Annotated in this window: 16 protein-coding genes; 2 read left to right on the top strand and 14 right to left on the bottom strand. The window is 65.4% G+C overall.

The genetic code is table 11. From position 1 onward, the window contains the following. Nucleotides 1–18: 18 nt before the first annotated feature. Both GDN70_RS08500 and GDN70_RS08495 read right to left on the bottom strand, forming a co-directional pair. Entirely contained in the window at nt 19–855 is an 837-nt protein-coding gene (locus GDN70_RS08500; protein ID WP_097668343.1) for an SDR family oxidoreductase, read from the bottom strand. A gap of 73 nt (nt 856–928) precedes the next feature. Continuing rightward, on the bottom strand, nt 929–2,248 hold the full coding sequence (locus GDN70_RS08495) for a solute carrier family 23 protein (protein ID WP_152102386.1): 1,320 nt from the start codon (nt 2,246–2,248) through the stop codon (nt 929–931). A 140-nt stretch (nt 2,249–2,388) separates the two neighbouring features. Between GDN70_RS08495 and GDN70_RS08490 the strand changes: the two genes are divergently transcribed. Further along, nucleotides 2,389–3,723: a dicarboxylate/amino acid:cation symporter gene (locus GDN70_RS08490; protein ID WP_152102385.1), complete on the top strand. Its 1,335-nt coding sequence runs from the start codon at nt 2,389–2,391 to the stop codon at nt 3,721–3,723. A gap of 186 nt (nt 3,724–3,909) precedes the next feature. On the opposite strand, the gene GDN70_RS08485 is transcribed toward GDN70_RS08490, so the two are convergent. The 10 genes from GDN70_RS08485 to GDN70_RS08440 all read right to left on the bottom strand — a co-directional run bounded on the left by GDN70_RS08485 (nt 3,910) and on the right by GDN70_RS08440 (nt 13,893). Then, nucleotides 3,910–5,523, bottom strand: a complete 1,614-nt coding sequence (locus GDN70_RS08485) for an ABC-F family ATP-binding cassette domain-containing protein (protein ID WP_152102384.1) — start codon at nt 5,521–5,523, stop codon at nt 3,910–3,912. A 161-nt stretch (nt 5,524–5,684) separates the two neighbouring features. Further along, complete coding sequence (locus GDN70_RS08480; protein ID WP_038951035.1) at nt 5,685–6,032, bottom strand: RidA family protein; 348 nt, start codon at nt 6,030–6,032, stop codon at nt 5,685–5,687. Between the two features lie 17 nt (nt 6,033–6,049). Beyond that, a complete protein-coding gene (locus tag GDN70_RS08475; protein ID WP_038951036.1) occupies nt 6,050–7,171 on the bottom strand; it encodes an FAD-binding oxidoreductase in 1,122 nt (373 codons plus the stop codon). Then, on the bottom strand, nt 7,168–8,586 hold the full coding sequence (locus GDN70_RS08470) for an NAD(P)/FAD-dependent oxidoreductase (RefSeq protein WP_152102383.1): 1,419 nt from the start codon (nt 8,584–8,586) through the stop codon (nt 7,168–7,170). Before GDN70_RS08470 ends, GDN70_RS08475 begins: the two co-directional genes overlap by 4 nt. Then, on the bottom strand, nt 8,583–8,879 hold the full coding sequence (locus GDN70_RS08465) for a (2Fe-2S)-binding protein (protein ID WP_028140357.1): 297 nt from the start codon (nt 8,877–8,879) through the stop codon (nt 8,583–8,585). The genes GDN70_RS08470 and GDN70_RS08465 overlap by 4 nt, the downstream gene beginning before the upstream one ends. 29 nt (nt 8,880–8,908) lie before the next feature. Beyond that, nucleotides 8,909–10,105 (bottom strand): FAD-binding oxidoreductase, encoded by a 1,197-nt coding sequence (locus tag GDN70_RS08460; RefSeq protein ID WP_038951039.1) that lies wholly within the window; start codon nt 10,103–10,105, stop codon nt 8,909–8,911. An 8-nt stretch (nt 10,106–10,113) separates the two neighbouring features. Further along, nucleotides 10,114–10,923: an ABC transporter permease gene (locus tag GDN70_RS08455; RefSeq protein WP_018317729.1), complete on the bottom strand. Its 810-nt coding sequence runs from the start codon at nt 10,921–10,923 to the stop codon at nt 10,114–10,116. After that, nucleotides 10,920–11,795, bottom strand: coding sequence for an ABC transporter permease (locus GDN70_RS08450; RefSeq protein ID WP_038951040.1), 876 nt, complete (start codon nt 11,793–11,795; stop codon nt 10,920–10,922). The genes GDN70_RS08455 and GDN70_RS08450 overlap by 4 nt, the downstream gene beginning before the upstream one ends. Beyond that, entirely contained in the window at nt 11,792–12,832 is a 1,041-nt protein-coding gene (locus GDN70_RS08445; RefSeq protein WP_038951041.1) for an ABC transporter ATP-binding protein, read from the bottom strand. Before GDN70_RS08445 ends, GDN70_RS08450 begins: the two co-directional genes overlap by 4 nt. Nucleotides 12,833–12,858: 26 nt before the next feature. Then, a complete protein-coding gene (locus GDN70_RS08440) occupies nt 12,859–13,893 on the bottom strand; it encodes an ABC transporter substrate-binding protein (RefSeq protein ID WP_152102382.1) in 1,035 nt (344 codons plus the stop codon). Between the two features lie 272 nt (nt 13,894–14,165). Here GDN70_RS08440 and GDN70_RS08435 point away from each other — a divergent pair, with 272 nt between their 5' ends. Then, complete coding sequence (locus tag GDN70_RS08435; RefSeq protein ID WP_038951043.1) at nt 14,166–15,083, top strand: LysR substrate-binding domain-containing protein; 918 nt, start codon at nt 14,166–14,168, stop codon at nt 15,081–15,083. On the opposite strand, the gene GDN70_RS08430 is transcribed toward GDN70_RS08435, so the two are convergent. Both GDN70_RS08430 and GDN70_RS08425 read right to left on the bottom strand, forming a co-directional pair. Then, nucleotides 15,073–16,446, bottom strand: a complete 1,374-nt coding sequence (locus tag GDN70_RS08430) for an amidohydrolase family protein (protein WP_152102381.1) — start codon at nt 16,444–16,446, stop codon at nt 15,073–15,075. The two genes, GDN70_RS08435 and GDN70_RS08430, sit on opposite strands and share 11 nt — an antisense overlap. Beyond that, complete coding sequence (locus GDN70_RS08425; protein WP_152102380.1) at nt 16,443–18,026, bottom strand: ABC transporter substrate-binding protein; 1,584 nt, start codon at nt 18,024–18,026, stop codon at nt 16,443–16,445. Before GDN70_RS08425 ends, GDN70_RS08430 begins: the two co-directional genes overlap by 4 nt. Nucleotides 18,027–18,032 lie beyond the last annotated feature (6 nt).

The following is an 18,032-nucleotide window of genomic DNA, read 5'->3' as shown; positions in this document are numbered from 1 at the left end:
CACAGTCCCAAACTGAGATCAACTCGCCCAGTTCTCGCGGAATTCCGGAAAGAGCGTCAGGCCTCCGCAGGCGTAGAGGGTCTGCCCGGTGATGTAGCTCGCATCGTCCGAGGCGAGGAAGGCGAACACGGCGGCGATCTCCTCCGGCGTACCGACGCGTCCCATGGGAATGTGGCTGGTGACGACGCCGCGCTTTTCGGGATCGCCGGTCCAGGCCGCGTTGATCGGCGTGTCGATCGCGCCGGGCCCGACCGCGTTGACGCGAATGCCGCGGCCGGCGAACTCCAGCGCCAGCGTGCGCGTCAGATTGGCCATGCCGCCCTTGCTGATCGAATAGGCGAGATAGCCGGGTTTCGGGATGATCTGGTGCACGCTGGAGCAGTTGATGATGGAGCCCCCTCCCCCGCGCGCCACGAAATGTGCGAGCGCCTTCTGGGCGCAGAGCACGGCGCCGTTGAGGTTGACGTCGATGATGCGCCGATAGGTCTCGACGTCGAGCGCCTCGCTCGGCGATTCCTTCTGGAAGCCGGCGTTGTTGACGAGACAATCGAGACGCTTCCAGCGCGCCAGAATCGTCTCGAACATCGCGGCGATCTCCTGCTCGTTGCCGACATTGGCCCTGACGATGAGATGATCGAGCTTGCCATGGCCACGATCGCCCGATGCCGTGCGTGCATGCGCCAGCGTCTCCTCCGCCCGCTCATCGTGCTCGAAATAATTGATCGCAACAGTCGCACCTTCCTGGGCGAGCCGGATGGCGACGGCGCGACCGATGCCTTGCGAGGCGCCGGTCACCAGGGCGTATTGGCCAACGAGGCGCGAGGGAAAGGAGGTCGAGCGATCGGCTTGCGGCATGGGTTCTCTCCGGGATGTCTCATCATCGATGGAACCGGCGTTTTGTTCCATCCCTTTCGTGCATCCCTGGGAATCACTCCGCGCGCCGCGCCAGCGGCGAGGTCAGGATCTGGTAGAGGATGATGGCGCCAAAAGTTGCCGTGCCGATCCCGCCGATCGTGAATGCGCCGAATTTGAGCGTGAGGTCGCCCGCACCGGCGGTCAGCGCCACGGCGATGGTGATCAGGTTTGCAGGATTGGCGAAGTCGACCTTGTTCTCGACCCAGATCCGGCCCGCCATCGCCGCGATCAGCCCGAACAGCACGATCGAGAGGCCGCCGATGACGGGCCCCGGGATCGACAGGATCAGCGCGCCGAATTTCGGCGAGAAGCCAAGCAGGATCGACACGATGGCGGCGAAGGCGAACAGCAATGTCGAATAGACCTTCGTCGCCGCCATGACGCCGATGTTCTCGGCATAGGTGGTGACGCCGGTGCCGCCGCCGCAGGCCGCCACGATGGTAGCTAAGCTGTCGGCGAACAGGGCGCGGCCGAGATAGGCATCGAGACTCCGGCCCGTCATGGCGCCGACGGCCTTGATGTGCCCGAGATTCTCGGCGACGAGAATGATCGCAACCGGCGCGATCAGGAAGATCGCATCGGCCTGGAATGTCGGCGTGGTGAAGCTCGGCATGCCGAACCACGGCGCGGCTGAAAGCTGAGTGAAGTCGATCGGCTTGCCGAAACCGAGCCCGTTGGCGAACAGCAGGTACAGAAGATATCCGCCGATCGCGCCAAGGATGATCGGCAGGCGGCGCCACAAGCCTGGCGCCGCAACGGCCACCACGCCTATGATCAGAACGGTCGCAAGTCCGATTCCGGTATCGAACGCATTCGCGCTCACCGCCTTGACCGCCACGGGCGCGAGGTTGAGGCCGATCGCCGCGACCACCGCACCGGTGACAGCCGGCGGCAGCAGCCGCTCGACCCAGCCGACCCCCGACCACATCACGATGAGCGCGATCACGCCATAGAGCACTCCGGCTCCGACGATACCGCCGAGCGCCACCGACAAATTCGGGTTCGGCCCCTGCCCGGCATAGCCGGTGGCGGCGATGACGACGGCGATGAACGCGAAGCTCGAGCCGAGATAGCTCGGCACGCGCCCCGCGACGATGACGAAGAAGATCAGCGTGCCGACGCCGGAGAACAGGACGGCGACGTTGGGATCGAACCCCATCAGCAGCGGCGCGATGATCGTCGAGCCGGACATTGCGACGCAATGCTGGAGACCGGAGACGATGGTCTGACCCCACGACAGCCGCTCCTCCGGCATGATCACGCCCGAGGTCTTCAACGTCCAACGCGGGAAATAGCCCTGCTGTCGCCGGCCGGAGCCTGATGAAGTCGACATGTTCCCCCCAGTTGCGGTGCAGCGACCGATCTTCGTGCGAACAGACAAAAATGTGATTGTCGCTTCTGCGGCGACCATCACATGATGCAAGCCATGCAAGATCGAAATCACGCAAACTCAATGCGTTCCTGGGCCACTCTATGACACAAGTCGCGATCCAGCCAGCCATCCATCGCCGGCAACAGCCCTGGTACAAGATCCTCTACGTGCAGGTGCTGATCGCGATCGCGCTCGGCGTACTGATCGGCTATTTCTACCCCGATCTCGGCAAGGCCTTGAAGCCGTTCGGCGACGGCTTCATCGCGCTGATCAAGATGATGATCGCGCCGGTGATCTTCTGCACCGTGGTGCACGGCATCTCCTCGATGGGCGACCTCAAGCGCGTCGGCCGGGTCGGGCTGAAGTCGCTGATCTATTTCGAGACGGTCTCGACCGTCGCGCTCGCGGTCGGCCTCCTGGTTGGTGAGATTCTGCAGCCCGGGCACGGCTTCAACATCGATCCCGCCACGATCGACCCGAACTCGGTCGCCACCTACGTCACCAAAGCCAAGGAAGAGGGCATCGTCGCCCATCTGATGGCGATCATCCCCGACAGCTATTTGGGCGCGATCGCGCGCGGCGACCTTTTGCAGGTGCTGCTGATCTCGATCCTGTCCGGCTTCGCCATCGCCTTTCTCGGCAAGGCCGGCGAGCCCATTGCGGACGCGATCGACAAGGCCGCCAAGATGTTCTTCGGCATCATCCGCATCATCGTGCGCGTGGCGCCGATCGGCGCCTTCGGCGCGATGGCGTTCACGGTCGGCGCCTACGGCCTCGGCTCGCTGATCAATCTCGCCGCCCTGATCGGCACGTTCTATCTCACCAGCATGCTGTTCGTGCTCGTGGTGTTAGGTGCGATCGCGCGGCTCGCCGGCTTCTCGATCCTCCGCTTCATCGCCTACATCAAGGACGAGCTGCTGATCGTGCTCGGCACGTCGTCCTCCGAGACGGTGCTGCCGCAGATGATCCAGAAGATGGAGCATCTCGGCGCCTCGCGGTCCGTGGTCGGCCTCGTGATTCCGACCGGCTACAGCTTCAACCTCGACGGCACCAACATCTACATGACGCTGGCGACGCTGTTTCTGGCGCAGGCGACCAACACGCATCTGACCATCTGGCAGGAGCTCGGCATTCTGGGCATCGCCATGATCACCTCGAAGGGCGCCTCCGGCGTGACCGGCGCCGGCTTCATCACGCTCGCCGCGACGCTCTCGATCGTGCCTGACATCCCGATCCAATCGATCGCGATCCTGGTCGGCATCGACAAGTTCATGAGCGAATGCCGCGCGCTGACCAATCTGATCGGCAACGGCGTCGCCTGCGTGGTCATCAGCATCTCCGAAGGCGAGCTCGACCGCGAGGCGCTGCACGAGACCATGGCCCATCCGCTCGAGATCGGCGAGGCGCTCGAGCCGGGCGGGAGTGCAGCATCGTAGGTTGCAAACCAGCCGTCTCAGCGCGATTCCGACGCGGTAGTTTCCCGGAGTGGTCAATTGCTGCGGGACGCGTCACAACAGTTGCGTTGGGATCACGGATTGATACTCATTTTTTCCACCCGACGCGCTGGGGGCAGGGCGTCGGGTTTTTGAAAATCACTGCCATATCAGGACCACCGGCCGGGATCAGACGATCCCGCCGTGAGTGCGCAACACCTTGGCGGCGAGGTCGAGCCGCCGCGTGACCCCAATCGCCTGCAGGAACGCTTCGTCATGACTGACGACGAGCAGCGCGCCGTCATAGGCCCTCAAGCCAGCTTCGACCGCTTCGATGGACTCGATGTCGAGATGATTGGTCGGCTCGTCCAGGATCAGCAGCGACGGCGGCGATGACCCGCCCAGCACGCAAGCGAGGCCCGCGCGAAACATCTGCCCGCCACTCAGGCTTCCGGCGACTTGCAAGGCGGCATCGGCGCGAAACATGAACCGCGCCAGCGCGGCATGGCATTCGTTCGCTCCCGCCTTCGGATTGAGACGCCCAAAATTCTCCAGGATGGAGATCGAGGGGTCGAGCAGGCTGACCTTCTGGTCGAACAGCGCGAAATCCGGCCTGACCCGCAGGGTGCCCGAAAGCGGACGCAGATCCCCCGCGATGAGTTTCAACAGCGTCGTCTTGCCGGAGCCGTTGGGCCCGACCAGCGCGATCCGCTCCGGACCGACGACGGCGAATGAGAGATCGCGCAGGACCGGCTGCTCCGACCGATAGCCGGCGCTGACGCGGTCGAGCCAAAGCACCTCCCTGGCCGCCGGCAGGCCGGTCGCGGGCAGCTTGACGGAGAGCGGCTGAAGAATTTCGATGCGCCCGCGCGCCGTGTCGACGGCTTGAAGCGCTTCCGCGCGCAGCCGCTCGGCGATTTGCGCGGTCTTGCCGCCGGTATCCTCGCTGCGATCCTTGCGCGCCCCCGCCAGGATGCGCGGCATGTCGCCCTTGGCGCGCTTCTTCCTGCCGCCGCTGTCCTTGCGCGCTTTCTTCTCCGCGGCCTCCTGCGCCTTGCCGTCGATCTCGGATAGCTTCCTCTCGGCATGCGCGAGGTCGTGCCTGACGGCGGCGAGCTCGACCGCCTTCTGTTCGCGGTAACGGCTCCAATTGCCGCCGTATCGCGTGGCTCCGAGCGACGTCAGCTCGACAATCGCGTCCATCGTATCGAGCAGGCGCCGATCGTGGCTGACGACGATCGCACCGCCGCGCCAGGCCGCGAGGAGATCGATCACGGCCTTGCGGCCGTCCTGGTCGAGATTGTTGGTTGGCTCGTCCAGCAGCAGGAAGTCCGGCTCGGCAAAGACCAATGCGGCGAGGCGAACCCGCGTGATCTGGCCGCCGGACAGCCGCTCCAGCTCGGTGTCGGGAGCGAGATCAAACCCGAGACGTGCAAGCGCAGCCTGTAGGCGTGCCTCGATAGTCCAATCGACCTCGGCGAGGTCGTCGGCCGAGACTTCCCCCCGCTCGGCGCGGCGAAGCAGCGCGAGGTGACCTCGCACTCCGAACAAATCGGCCACCGTCGCACCGGCAAGTAGCTGGATATCCTGGCGCAGCAAACCGACGGTTCCGTTGACGACGACGCGCCCCGCCTGGGGAAGATGCTCCCCGGGGATCGACCCGAGCAACGTCGTCTTCCCGACGCCATTGCGACCGACGAGGCCGGTCCGCTCGGCGCCGAACGTCAGATCGATGTTCGAGAGAAGAGGACGGCCGTCAGGCGTGGACAGCGACAGATTCGACAGGATGATTGAAGCAGGCATGGAATTCCCCGTGAGCAAGGCGGATGAGCTTTGCGGTCGGGGTAAAATCCATGGCTGCGAAGTTCCTGATCGGGGACCCTCTAACTAGTCCCATCGAAGCGCGAGATCAAGGCGCGGCTCGAGGGACGACGGCGCGGAGAGCGCCGACGTCCCTGTCGCGATCAGCCCTTGAGCGCGGTAACCACCACCTCGATCAGCGCGCTGCCGCCGAGATCGGCGACGCCGACCGTGGCGCGGGTCGGCAGATTGTCACCGAAGAACTCGGTCCAGGCCGCGTCCATCTCCTTCTTCTTGGAGAGATCCGTGACGAAGATCGACGCACTGACGATGCGGCTCTTGTCGGTGCCGGCTTCTTTCAGATAACCGGCGATCTTGCCGAGGATGTTGCGGGTCTGATCGCCCATGGACACGCTGGTGTCATCGGCGATGGTGCCGCCGAGGAAGACGAAGCCATTGGCCTCGACGGCGCGGTGCATGATGGGCGTGCGAATGCTGCGGGTGATGCTCATGAGATATCCTCTTGTTGCTAGGGCGTTGAGGGATGGAAGCGGTCGATGCCGAGATCACCGACGCGGGTCTGGGTGCCGCCGTTGACGATCAGCTCCGCCATCACGGCACCGGCGCCGGGGCCGAGCTGAAAGCCGTGCAACGAGAAGCCGAACTGGTGATAGAGGCCCTTGTGACGGCTGCTCGGTCCGAACACGGGAATATCGTCCTTCATCTTCGCTTCGATCCCGGCCCAGGCACGGACGATGGTGGCGCTGCGCATCACCGGAAACAGCTCGAACACGGTGCGTGCGCTGGTCGCGAGGCTCTTCCAGTCCAGCACCGTCTCGTTGCGATCCTGATAGGGCGTTGCCAGATGACCGCCGCCGATCAGCACCGTGCCGTTGGAGAATTGCTTGAACGAGAGTTTACGCCCACGCAGGATCACGACGGGGTCGATGAAGTGCGGCACGCGCGAGGTGATCATCAGCATCGGCGCCACGGTCTCGACCGGCACGGGCTCGCCGAGCGCCGCCGCGATCTTGCCGGCCCAGGCGCCGGCGGCGTTGACCAGCACCGGCGCGGCAAAGGTTTCAGTGCCGACATCGACATGCCAGAGCCCATCACTGTACCGGATGTTGCTGGCGGCCATGCCTTCGCGCACTGTGGCGCCCAGCTGTTCGGCCTTGCGCCGGAACGCCGTCGTCGTCTGCGCCGGATTGGCCGCGCCGTCACGGCGCGAAACCACGCCGCCGGGACAGCTTTCAGCCACCGCCGGCACCAGCCGGCGCAATTCAGTCGCGTCGATCAGCTCTTCGTGGGTGAAGCCGAGCGCATTGAGCTCGGCCACGCGCACGCGGCAGACCGCGAGCTCCTCCTCGTTCTCGGCGACCAGCACCTGGCCGTGGCTCTCGAAACTGCAATCGTCGTCGAGGAGATCCTTGATCTTCTCCCAGATTCCCATCGAGCGGATCGAGAGCGGAATCTCCGGGATGTGCCGTGCGAGCTGGCGGACGCCGCCGGCATTGACGCCGGAGGCGTGGCGTCCGGCATAATCCTTCTCGATCAACACCGGTTTCAGGCCGGCGAGGCACAGATGCAACGCGGTGGAGCATCCGTGGATGCCGCCGCCGACGACGATCGCATCCACGCATCTTGTCATCCGCGCACCACCGCCTTGACGTCGGCCTCGCTTTTCGGAACGGCCGCGAGCTCGGCGAGCGTGATTGGCTTCACCGGCGCGCGCAGCCGGTAATAGCCGATCTCCTGCGGAGACTTGCCGCGCGCCTGCGCCATGAGCTCGGTGACGGTGAGGCCGCAGAGCCGGCCCTGGCACGGGCCCATGCCGGTGCGGCGATAGGCCTTGAGCTGGTTCGGACCGGTCGCGCCGATCGCGACAGAGTCGAGAACGTCCTTTGCCGTCACCTCCTCGCAGCGGCAGACGATGGTGTCGCCCGACGGAATCCGGAACTGCGGCGCGGGGCGGAACAGCGTGTCGAGGAAGACGCGGCCCCGCTCGGCCTTGGCGAGATCGGCGCGCAGTGTCGCCATCGACGGAAGTTTTGCGGCAGCCGCGGGCGCCAGCGCTTCGACCGCCGCGCGCGCCGCGATGCGGCCGCGCACCACGGCGGCATTGGCACCGCCGATGCCCGCACCATCACCGGCGATCGCAATGCCGGCGACCGACGAACTACCGCCGGCGTCCAGCACCGGCGACCAGCACAGTTGCAGATCGTCCCAGCGATGTTCGACACCGGCGGCCATCGCGAGATTGACGTTGGGCACGACGCCCTGATGCAGCAGCAGCAGATCGGCGGGAATGGTCTCGCGCTTGCCGCCCGCGACATAGCTGACGCTGGCGAGCTGGCCGTCGCCGGCCGCCGAGAGCTCCGCGACGCCGGAGACGACCTGCACCTTGGCCTTCACCTCGCGCATCATCGCGAGACCCTTGGCGAAATAGGGTGAGGTCAGGAACGCGAAGGCGTGCGGAAGCGCCGCAAAGTAATTGCCGCGCTCGGTGGTGTCGAGGATGCGGTCGATGCGGCCGCCGAGGCGCAGGATCTGCGCGGCGAGCAGCCACAGCAGCGGCCCCTGCCCCGCGATCACCGTACGACCATCAGGAACCAGCGCCGATGATTTCAGCATCGTCTGCGCCGCGCCCGCGGTCATCACGCCCGGCAGCGTCCAGCCGGGTATTGGAAACGGCCGCTCCAGTGCGCCGGTCGCAAGGATCACGCGCTGCGCCTTGACGAAGGCGGAGGCGCCGCCGACCGAGACGGCGATCTCGAGGTTGCGGTCGAGGCTCCAGACCGTCGCGCGATGAATGACCTCGGCGCTGGTCGCACGCAGCGACTGCACGAGATCGGCACCGACCCAATAATCGGCGCCGAGCTGATTGCGATCGGTTACCGGCGTCGAAGAGATCGCGCGAAACACCTGACCGCCCGGGCCGACATTCTCGTCCAGCAGCAGCGTGGACAAGCCGGCTTCGGCGGCTGTCGCAGCGGCGGCAAGGCCCGCGGGTCCCGCGCCGATCACCACGACGTCATAGTCTTCGCGCTTGGGAGCCACAGTCATTTTCCGATCTCCCGCTTGCCCTTCTGGATCTCGATCTGCATGCCCTCGGCGACGGGCACGAGGCAGCCTTGGCGGTTGCCGACGCCGTCGATGGTGACGAGGCAGTCGAAGCACACGCCCATCATGCAATAGGGCAGACGCGGTGCGCCGCTCACAGCGGTGGAACGCCGTGCGTCGCGGCCGGAGGCCAGTAGCGCAGCCGAGACGGTGTCACCCTGGCGCGCCGCAACGGCAACGCCGTCGACGAAGATCTCGACCTGCGGTCGCTTGTCCTGTTCGGATCGTCTAAACATGGGGATGCCTCTTGGCTCCTTCAAACTCTCTAATAGCCGCTGTTGTTCGCAGCGCCCGCGGCGCCGAACCGGCTGGCCGAGAACGCGCCGACCAGCTCGGGCTCGAGCGCGCCCTGCGCCACCATGCGCGCGATCTCGAAGGCGTGGTTGGAGGCCAGCGTCACGCCGGAATGGCAGCAGGCGACGAAGGCGCCGGGATGCGTCTCCGACTGGTCGTAGATCGGAAAGCCGTCCTGCGGCATGACGCGGATGCCGGCCCAGCTCCTGACCACGTTGAGCCGCGACAGATGCGGGAACATGCGCTGGGCGCGATCGGTCATCACGGCGCTGATCGAATGCTTCAGCGCCCGATCATCGAGCTCGTCTTCCTTGCTGTCGCCGATCATCACCGTGCCCTCGTCGGTCTGGCGGATCGTGGTCAGTGGATGCGGCAGGAACGGCATGGTGCGCTCGGTCACCACGATCTGGCCGCGGGTCGGGCCCATCGGCGCGTAGAGGCCGACCATGGGCGCCAGCGTCTGATTGGCATTGCCGGCGGCGAGCACGATCTTGGCCGCGCGCAGCTCGCCCTTCGGCGTGGTCAGGCGGAATTCGCCGCCGCTCCTGCTGATCGCCGAGACCGGACGCTCCGGAAAATAATCGATGCCGAACGCCCTGAAGCCGGTGTGGAAGGCGCGGAACGTGCGCAGCGAATTGACGTGGCCGTCGAGCGGGCAATAGCTGCCGCCGGAGACCTCCGGCCCGATCAGCGGCAGCGACTTCTTGACCTCGGATGCGGAGAGCATCTCCATCTTGTAGTCGGCAGCACCGGCCTGGTTGTGCATGCGCTTGACCAGCTCGGTGCGCTGGCCGAACTCCTCTTCACCAAGGGTGAGATGAAAACCGCCATTCTGCTGAAGCGAGACATCAAGGCCGGTCTGTTGCTTTAACTCCTCCGCAAGCCGGCCCCACGCCTGCGACGCCTGCACGGTCCACACCGTATAGGCGGGCATGCCGAGCCCCTTGCTCTGGACCCAGACCAGCGCAAAGTTGGCGCGGGAGGCGCGTTTGGTGATGTCGCCTTCGTCGAGCACGGCAACGGACTTGCCAAGCCGGCCGAGGCCCCAGGCAATCGCGGAGCCGAGCAACCCGCCGCCGACGACGGCGACGTCGTAATCAGATTTTTGTTTAGACGCGTTTTCTTTACGCGAACCGGCGTCCACTTCGCTCGAAAACGCTTTAGACATAAGTTCTCCTATCGCCCCGTATCGCCGCCCTTGCCGGCGAGCACACGGTCGAGCCCGTAGAAGCGGTCGAGCAGAATGAGGGCGGTCATGGTCACAGCGATCACGCAGGCCGAGACCGACGTCACCAGCGGATCGATGTTGTCCTGGATATAAAGGAACATGCGCACCGGCAACGTCTCGGTACCGGGTGCCGCGAGGAAGACGGTCATGGTGAGATCGTCGAAGGACTGGATGAAAGCGAGCGCCCAGCCGCTGATGACGCCGGGGAGGATCAGCGGCAAGGTCACGCGGCGAAACAGCGTCCAGCCGCCGGCGCCGAGGGAGACCGCGGCTATCTCGACGGTGCGGTCCATGCCTGTCGCTGCCGCAAGCGTCAGCCGCAGCGCGAACGGAAACACGATGATGACATGCGCGATGATCAGCGCGGCAAAACTGCCGCCCAGGCCGGCCGAGGTGAAGAAGCGCAGGAAGGCGATGCCTAGCACGACATGCGGGATCATCAGCGGCGACAGGAACAGCGCGGCGAGCGCATCGCGGCCGCGGAATCGATAGCGCGCGATCGCCAATGCCGCCGGCACCGCGAACAGGAGCGCGACGAAGGAGGACAGCGCGCCGAGGCCAAGGCTGACCCAGAAGGCGTGGATGAATTCGGGGTAGTTCGCGATCGTCCTGAACCAGCGCAGCGAAAAGCCGTTGGTCGGCAGCGACAGGAAGCCTTCGGGCGTGAAGGCGACGAGACAGACCACCAGGATCGGCGCCACCATGACGATGACGAAGAAGGTATGGAAGATCAGCGCCAGCGGGCCGTTCCGTCTCATCGGAACACCTCCGCGTAGCGCCGCTCGATCAATGCGTTGCTGCCGACGACGATCAGCACCAGCGCGACCAGCAGCAGCGTCGCGACCGCTGCGCCGAGCGGCCAGTTCAACGTGTTGAGGAACTCGTCATAGGCGAGCGTCGCGGCGACCTTGAGCCGGCGGCCGCCGATGATCGCGGGCGTCGCAAACGCGCTGGCCGAGAGCGAAAACACGATGATCGCACCCGACAGCACGCCCGGCATGATCTGCGGCATGATGATGCGGCGAATGATGGTGGCGGGGCCGGCGCCGAGCGACATCGCGGCATTCTCGATCTGCGGATCGAGCCGCTGCAGCGCAGCCCACACCGAGAGCACCATGAACGGCATCATCACGTGTGCGAGCGCGACCACCATGCCGGTTTCGGTGAACATGAAGGGAATGGGCGAGCTAATCACCCCGAGCGACATCAAGAGCTTGTTGACGAGGCCGTTGTTGCCGCCGAACAGCAGCGCCCAGCCCAGCGTGCGAGCCACCACGGAGATCAGAAGCGGCCCGAGGATGACCAGCAGGAAGAAGCTTTTCCAACGGCCGCTCATGCGGTTGAGGATGTAGGCTTCGGGCGCCCCGAGCAGCGCGGTGAGCAGCGTGGTCAGGATCGCGATGCGAAAGGTGCGCCAGAACATCTCGGCGTAATAGGGATCGGTCGCGATCTCGTGCCAGTTCTTGAGGATGAAGACCGGCTCGATGCCCTTGTACTGGCCCCAATCGTGGAACGACAGCATCACCGTCATCGCCAGCGGAATCAGCAGCACGCCGACGAACAGCATCAAGGCAGGCGCCGTCAGCGCCCAGGGCGCACGCGCGCTGCGTTCCTCGGCGACTGCGCTCATGCGCCAGCCCTCGCGCGGACGCTCATATCCTCGGGCCGCCAGGTAAGACGAACCGTCTCGCCTTCGGCCGGCTGCGCCTTGCCGTCATTCTGGCGGATCACGATTGCCGGGCCGCATTCGCTGTCGCACTGGAACAGCCAGTGATTGCCCTGGAAGATGCGGGTGACGATTTTTGCGCTGAGGCCGGCATCGCCGAAGCCGATTCTCTCGGGGCGAATGCTGACGGTGACGGGACCGCTGAGGCCCGCCGGGGCCGGCGCACTCCAGGAGCCCGCGGTCACCCGCGCTGGCGTGGCGGTCCGATCGACCGCCGCGGCGAAATCGTTGGTCTTGCCGAGGAATTGCGAGACGAAGGCCGAGGCCGGCTTCTCATAGGTCTCCTGCGGCGTCCCGATCTGCTCGATCTTGCCCTGGCTCATCACCACGATGCGATCGGACAGCGACATCGCCTCGTTCTGGTCATGGGTGACCAGGATCGTGGTGGTGCCGATGGTGCGCTGGATCTGACGCAGCTCGATCTGCATCTCCTCGCGCAGCTTGGCGTCAAGGTTGGACAGCGGCTCGTCGAGCAAGAGCACGCTCGGCTTGATCACCAGCGCGCGGGCGAGTGCCACGCGCTGCTGCTGGCCGCCGGACATGCGGCGGGGATGGCGATCCTCGAAGCCGGCAAGGCCGACCATCGCGAGCGCGGCACGAACGCGCTCGGCTCTTTCAGTGCGCGGCACGTTGCGCATCTCGAGACCGAAGGCGACGTTCTCCGCCGCCGTCATGTGCGGAAACAGCGCGTAGCTCTGGAACACGATGCCAAGGCCACGCTTGGCCGGATGGATCGCGGTCAGGTCCTTGCCCTCCAGGCGGATCGCGCCGCGGGTGGGATCGAGGAAGCCCGCGATCATCTGCAACGTCGTGGTCTTGCCGCAGCCGGACGGGCCGAGGAAGGAGATGAACTCCCCCTTCCCCACCGAGAGACTGAAGTCATCGACCACAGTCTGCGCCCCGAATTGCTTGGCGACCCGATCGAGCTCGAGATAGGCCATACGCTGTCTCCGCTGCGACGATCAGATCAACGCTCGACCTCGCGATTCCAGCGCTTGGTCCACTCCTCGCGCTTCTCGTTGATGACGGTCCAGTCCGGATTATAGAGCTTGGCCGCACGCTCGCCGATCGGCGCCATCTTGCCGAGCTCCGGCGGGATCACCAGCGACTTCAGCACCGGGCCGTAGCCGTAATCCTTCAGCATCACGAGCTGGATCTTGGGGTCGAGCAGCATCTTGACGAAACTTGATGCCAGCGGCGAGGCGTTCGGCTTGGTGATCGGACACGCCGTGGTCAGCAGCGTCGCAGCGCCTTCCTTCGGGTAGACGAAGTCGACGGGGAAGCCGGTATTGGCAAAGCTCTGCACGCGGCCGGTGCCCCACACCGCGATCACGGCCTGGCCGGACTGGAACAGCTCGGTCATCTTGCCCGGCGACGGCTCGTAAGCGAGCACGTTCGGATTGATCTCTTCCTTGAAGATCTTGAAGCCGGAATCGACATTGGTCTCGCCGCCGCCGTTCATCTTCGACAGCATCACCAGCGCTTCGAGACCGTAGGTGTTGTTGATCGGCGGGATCACCAGCTGTTTTGCGTATTTCGTATCCTTCAAATCATTCCACGAGGTCGGCGGCGCCCAGCCTTTCTCCTTGAACACCTTGGTATTGTACATCAGCCCTGTCGCGACGATGCCGATGGCGACCGCGCTATCGTCCTTGAAGCGCGCGGTGTCGTAGAGATCGGCCGGCAGTCCCTCGAGCTTGCCGCAGAAGCCGAGCTGGATCGCCTGGTACATCGGGCCGTCATCGACGATGGCAACGTCGATCTGCTGGTTGCCCTTCTGCGCCTGGAGTTTTGCCAGCGTGTCGGTGGAATTGCCGGCGACGTATTCGACCTTGACGCCGTTCTCCTTCTCGAAGGCCGGAATCACCTCGTCGCGGATCGTCTTCTCGAACGAGCCGCCATAGCCGGCGACGTAGAGCGTCTTTTGCTGGGCCGAAGCGGCCGACGGGGCGGCAATGAGCGCTGCGATGCTGACCGCGGTCAGAAGGCGAAGAGTCTTCATGTGGACCGATCTCCATACCGGAATGAGGTGACGTGCCGACGAGTCTCGCTGGCTGAAGCCTCTTCCGCATTTCCTTCCGCGCAATCCCGTCTCCAAGCAGGCTCCGGCGCCCGTACGGCGGGTTTTGGCGCGATCTGGAGGCTTGAACCCCTCCAATCTGCCGAAAAAGCGGGCCGTCTCCAGTCCTGATGAAAAAGATCGCAACCTATACTTCCATCGTCCAATGAATAATGGCAACCTCTGTATGCCTAAATGTTATGGATAGATTTGGGATGGCGCGGATCAATTCGCGGCAGGTAGAGGCCTTCCGCGCGATGATGTTGACCGGCAGCGTCACCGAGGCCGCGAAGCTGATGGTGGTGACGCAGCCCGCTGTCAGCCGGTTGCTGCGCGACTTCCAGGCGCTGTTGAAGATGGAGTTGTTCGAGCGGCGCGGCACCGGCCTCGTGCCGACCGCCGCGGCAATGGCGCTCTACACCGAGGTCGAACGGTCCTTCGTCGGTCTCGAACGCATCACGGCTGCGGCCGAAGAAATCCGTGGCCGCCGCACTGGCTCGCTGCGCATCGCCGCGCTGCCGGCGCTGGCGAACGGCTATCTGCCACGACTTGCCGGGCATTTCCTGATGGAACGGCCCAACCTCAACCTGGCCTTCTTCGGCGTGATCTCGCCGATCGTGGTCGACTGGGTCTTGAACAATCAATGCGACATCGGCTTTGCCGAGGTGCCGATTGCCCATTCCGGCCTGCCGAGCCTGCGGCTGCCGGCGCTGGCACGTGTCGCAGTAGTGCCGACCGGACATCGCCTCGCAGAGAAGGAAGTGCTGGAGCCGCGCGATTTCGAGGGCGAGACGTTCATCTCGCTGTCGGCGGGATCGTCGAGTCGGCACCTCGTCGACCAGGTGTTTCACCGCAGCGACGTCCGCCGCGTGCTCAGGGTCGAGACCACGCTGTCGGAGATCATGTGCGGGATGGTGTCATCGGGGCTCGGGGTCTCGATCTGCGATCCCTTCACCGCACAGGAGTTCGCGACGCGCGGCGTCGTCGTGCGGCGCTTCCTGCCGCGCATCGACTTCGAATTCTCAGCGGTGTTTCCCGCACAACGCAGCCCCTCGCCGGTCGCGCTGGATCTCGTCGAGACCATGCGCAAGGCGCTGATGGAGTTCGAGGGCGACGCTGGTCTCAGCCGTTGAATGCCGCCTGCGCCTCCGGCAGATCCCAGATCTTGCCGATCGCGGCGCTGCCCGCTGCGGTGATCGCCGCTTCGTCGGCGCCGAGATAGCGGCCGGCATTGACCAGCACGCGGCCATCGACGATCACCTGATCGATATTGGCGCGGTTGGCGAGCGCGATCAGCGCGCGGCGGGGATCGAACAGCGGCTGGAGATGCGGATGGGTGAGATCGACCACGGTGAGATCGGCGGTCGCGCCCGGCTCGATCCGGCCGAGATCCGGTCGCTTGATGACGTCGGCGGCCACGGCCGTGTTCGCCTCGATCAACTCGGGCGAATTGGCGACATCGGCGCGCTGCGAGGTGGTCTTGGAGATCAGTGACGCCGCATTGAGCTCACCGAGCAGATCCATGTTGTAGCCGTCGGTGCCGACCACGGTGCGCACGCCATGCTCGGCGAACCGGCTGAAGGCCGCGGTGACGCCGGCGCGCGCGAACACGCGCGGGCAATTCAGAACGGTCATGCCGCGCGCGGCCATCAACTTGAGATCGTCGTCGCTGCTGAACATGCAATGCGCCGCCATCAAATCGGGCGCGAGCAGGCCGAGCCAATCCAGATATTGCGCCGGCGTGCGGCCGCCATAGCGCCTGCCGATGGTCTCGACCTCGGCGCGGCTCTGCGCCATATGCGTCGTGATGGGCACGCCGAGCTCGCGCGCTCGCACGGCGCAAGCTCTCAGGAGGTCGGGGCCGCAGGTGTCGGTGGCGTGCGGGCTCATGGCGAGGCCGATGCGGCCGTCGCCGCGATTGTTCCAGCGCTGGTAGAGCGCATCCCACGTCGCCATGTCGGCGGCGCCGTCATCGCCGGAATATTGCACTACGCCGTCGGGGCCGGCCTTGGCGTCCGACGTCGAGAACAGATAGGGCGCGCCATAAAAGCGAATGCCCATCTCCTCGGCGGCGTCGAACATTTCAGGGATCGAATTGCGGAACGGCTCCATCACCGTGGTAGCACCACCCTTGAGGAGCTGGAGGATGCCGAGCCGCGCCACCGCCATGCGTTCTTCCGCCGACAGCAGATCGGCGCCGCGCTTGGTCAGCGGCAGCAGCACCGTGTAGACGATGCTCTGGTTGTTCTTGCGGCCGTTGCCGTCCTCGGTGTGGCTGCGCGCTACCGCCTCAGAAAAGCAGTGATTGTGCAGGTTCAGCAAGCCCGGCAGAACGAAGCGGCCGGGGCGGTCGTAGACCTCGTCCGCGCGCGGCCTGTCGCGCGTGACCGCGGCGATCCTCTTGCCTTCGATAAGGACCCAACGGTCGCGCAGCACATCCTGCGCGCCGTCTTTCCGTGACAGCACATAGCTGCCGAAGATTGCGATCGTGCTCATGCGGGGCGTACGTTCCAGAAGACGGCGGTGCCGTCGAGAATGCCGGTGATGGCCTTGCGATAGGCGGTCGGCTGCTTGTACAGGCCGATCGGGATGTAGGGAATCTCCTCGAACGCCACCGCCTGGACCTGGCGGCAGATGCGCTGCTGCTCGGCGAGCTCGGAAGCGGCCAGCCATTGGCTGCGCAAGGCGCCCATCTTCTCGCTCGCATACCAGCCGGCGACCTTGCCCTCGCCGCGGATGTTGGTGTTGCCGGCCGGATTGAGCCAGTCGATGCCCTGCCAATTGCCGACCGCCGCGCTCCAGCCGCCCTGCCCGACCGGATCCTTCTTGAGCTGGCGCTGTAACACGACGGCGAAATCGAGCCCGGCATATTCGACGTTCATGCCGGCCTTGCGCAAGCTATCGACCGCGATCTCGCCGAGCGGCTTCTGCGCCAACGAATTGGTGGGCACGAGCACCACGATCTTCTCGCCATTATAGCCGGCCGCCTTCAGGTCGGCCTTGACCCTGGCGTAGTCGCGGGGCCCGCGGAACACATCGAGGCCGACCTCGTTCGCCATCGGCGTACCGGGCGCGAAGTAGCCGATCGGCGAGACCTGAAAGGTGGGATCGACACCGGCCACCGCCGTCATGAACGCGGACTGGTCGATCGCACCGAGCAGCGCGCGGCGGATGGCGGGATTGTCGAACGGCGGCTGCAGGTGATTGAGCCGCAGCATGCAGGCGTAACCTCTGGGATCGAGGATGCGCGTCTCAATGTCACCGGCGGCCTTGATCACCGGCAACAGATCGTGCGGCGTGGTCTCCTGCCAGTCCTGCTCGCCGGTCTGCAGCGCGGCGACGCCGGTGCCGGCATCGGGCGTGGTGGTCCAGACCACGCGGTCGTAGTGCACGATCTTCGGGCCCGCGGTCCAATCCGGCTTGCCGTCGGTGCGGGGCTGATAGCGCTCGAATTTGGCGTAGGCGTTGCGCGCGCCCTGCACGCGCTCGTCGGCGAGGTAGCGGAACGGGCCGCTGCCGATCACCTCGGTCAGCGGCTTGAACGGATCCTGGCTCGCCAGCCGCTCCGGCATCATGAAGCAGGCATTGATCGCGGCCTTGCCGAGCGCCTGCGGCAGCAGCGGGAACGGACGCTTGAGACGGAAGCGGATGGTGCGATCGTCGGCGGCGGACAGCTCGTCGGTCGCCTCCATCAGCTCGCCGCCAAAGCCGTCGCGCGCGGCCCAGCGCCGGATGCTCGCCACGCAGTCGCGCGCGAGCACGCGCTCACCATCGTGCCAGAACAGGCCGTCGCGCAAGCTGAGATCCCATTGCAGCCCGTCACCGGAGATGACGTGGCCCGACAGCATCTGCGGCGAGACCTGGAGCGAGGCGCTCATGCCATAGAGCGTGTCGTAGACCATGAAGCCGTGGTTCCGCGACACTTGCGCGGTCGAGTAGATGGGATCGACGAAGGCGAGATCGATCACAGGGATGAAGCGCAGCGTGGACTGGGATTCGGCGCGGACGATGCCCGGAAACGAAAGTGCCGGCATGGCTGCGGCGGCCTTGAGGAGCGAACGGCGGGAGATGGGCATTACAGA

The organism is Bradyrhizobium sp. TM102 (assembly GCF_009176685.1).
Lineage (GTDB): Bacteria > Pseudomonadota > Alphaproteobacteria > Rhizobiales > Xanthobacteraceae > Bradyrhizobium > Bradyrhizobium ottawaense.
This window is presented reverse-complemented; position numbering and strand designations above follow the sequence as displayed.

Coding starts and splice junctions, on each gene's coding strand:
- GDN70_RS08500 (WP_097668343.1), bottom strand. CDS start 855: ATGCCGCAAGCCGATCGCTCGACCTCCTTTCCCTCGCGCCTCGTTGGC.
- GDN70_RS08495 (WP_152102386.1), bottom strand. CDS start 2,248: ATGTCGACTTCATCAGGCTCCGGCCGGCGACAGCAGGGCTATTTCCCG.
- GDN70_RS08490 (WP_152102385.1), top strand. CDS start 2,389: ATGACACAAGTCGCGATCCAGCCAGCCATCCATCGCCGGCAACAGCCC.
- GDN70_RS08485 (WP_152102384.1), bottom strand. CDS start 5,523: ATGCCTGCTTCAATCATCCTGTCGAATCTGTCGCTGTCCACGCCTGAC.
- GDN70_RS08480 (WP_038951035.1), bottom strand. CDS start 6,032: ATGAGCATCACCCGCAGCATTCGCACGCCCATCATGCACCGCGCCGTC.
- GDN70_RS08475 (WP_038951036.1), bottom strand. CDS start 7,171: ATGACAAGATGCGTGGATGCGATCGTCGTCGGCGGCGGCATCCACGGA.
- GDN70_RS08470 (WP_152102383.1), bottom strand. CDS start 8,586: ATGACTGTGGCTCCCAAGCGCGAAGACTATGACGTCGTGGTGATCGGC.
- GDN70_RS08465 (WP_028140357.1), bottom strand. CDS start 8,879: ATGTTTAGACGATCCGAACAGGACAAGCGACCGCAGGTCGAGATCTTC.
- GDN70_RS08460 (WP_038951039.1), bottom strand. CDS start 10,105: ATGTCTAAAGCGTTTTCGAGCGAAGTGGACGCCGGTTCGCGTAAAGAA.
- GDN70_RS08455 (WP_018317729.1), bottom strand. CDS start 10,923: ATGAGACGGAACGGCCCGCTGGCGCTGATCTTCCATACCTTCTTCGTC.
- GDN70_RS08450 (WP_038951040.1), bottom strand. CDS start 11,795: ATGAGCGCAGTCGCCGAGGAACGCAGCGCGCGTGCGCCCTGGGCGCTG.
- GDN70_RS08445 (WP_038951041.1), bottom strand. CDS start 12,832: ATGGCCTATCTCGAGCTCGATCGGGTCGCCAAGCAATTCGGGGCGCAG.
- GDN70_RS08440 (WP_152102382.1), bottom strand. CDS start 13,893: ATGAAGACTCTTCGCCTTCTGACCGCGGTCAGCATCGCAGCGCTCATT.
- GDN70_RS08435 (WP_038951043.1), top strand. CDS start 14,166: ATGGCGCGGATCAATTCGCGGCAGGTAGAGGCCTTCCGCGCGATGATG.
- GDN70_RS08430 (WP_152102381.1), bottom strand. CDS start 16,446: ATGAGCACGATCGCAATCTTCGGCAGCTATGTGCTGTCACGGAAAGAC.
- GDN70_RS08425 (WP_152102380.1), bottom strand. CDS start 18,026: ATGCCCATCTCCCGCCGTTCGCTCCTCAAGGCCGCCGCAGCCATGCCG.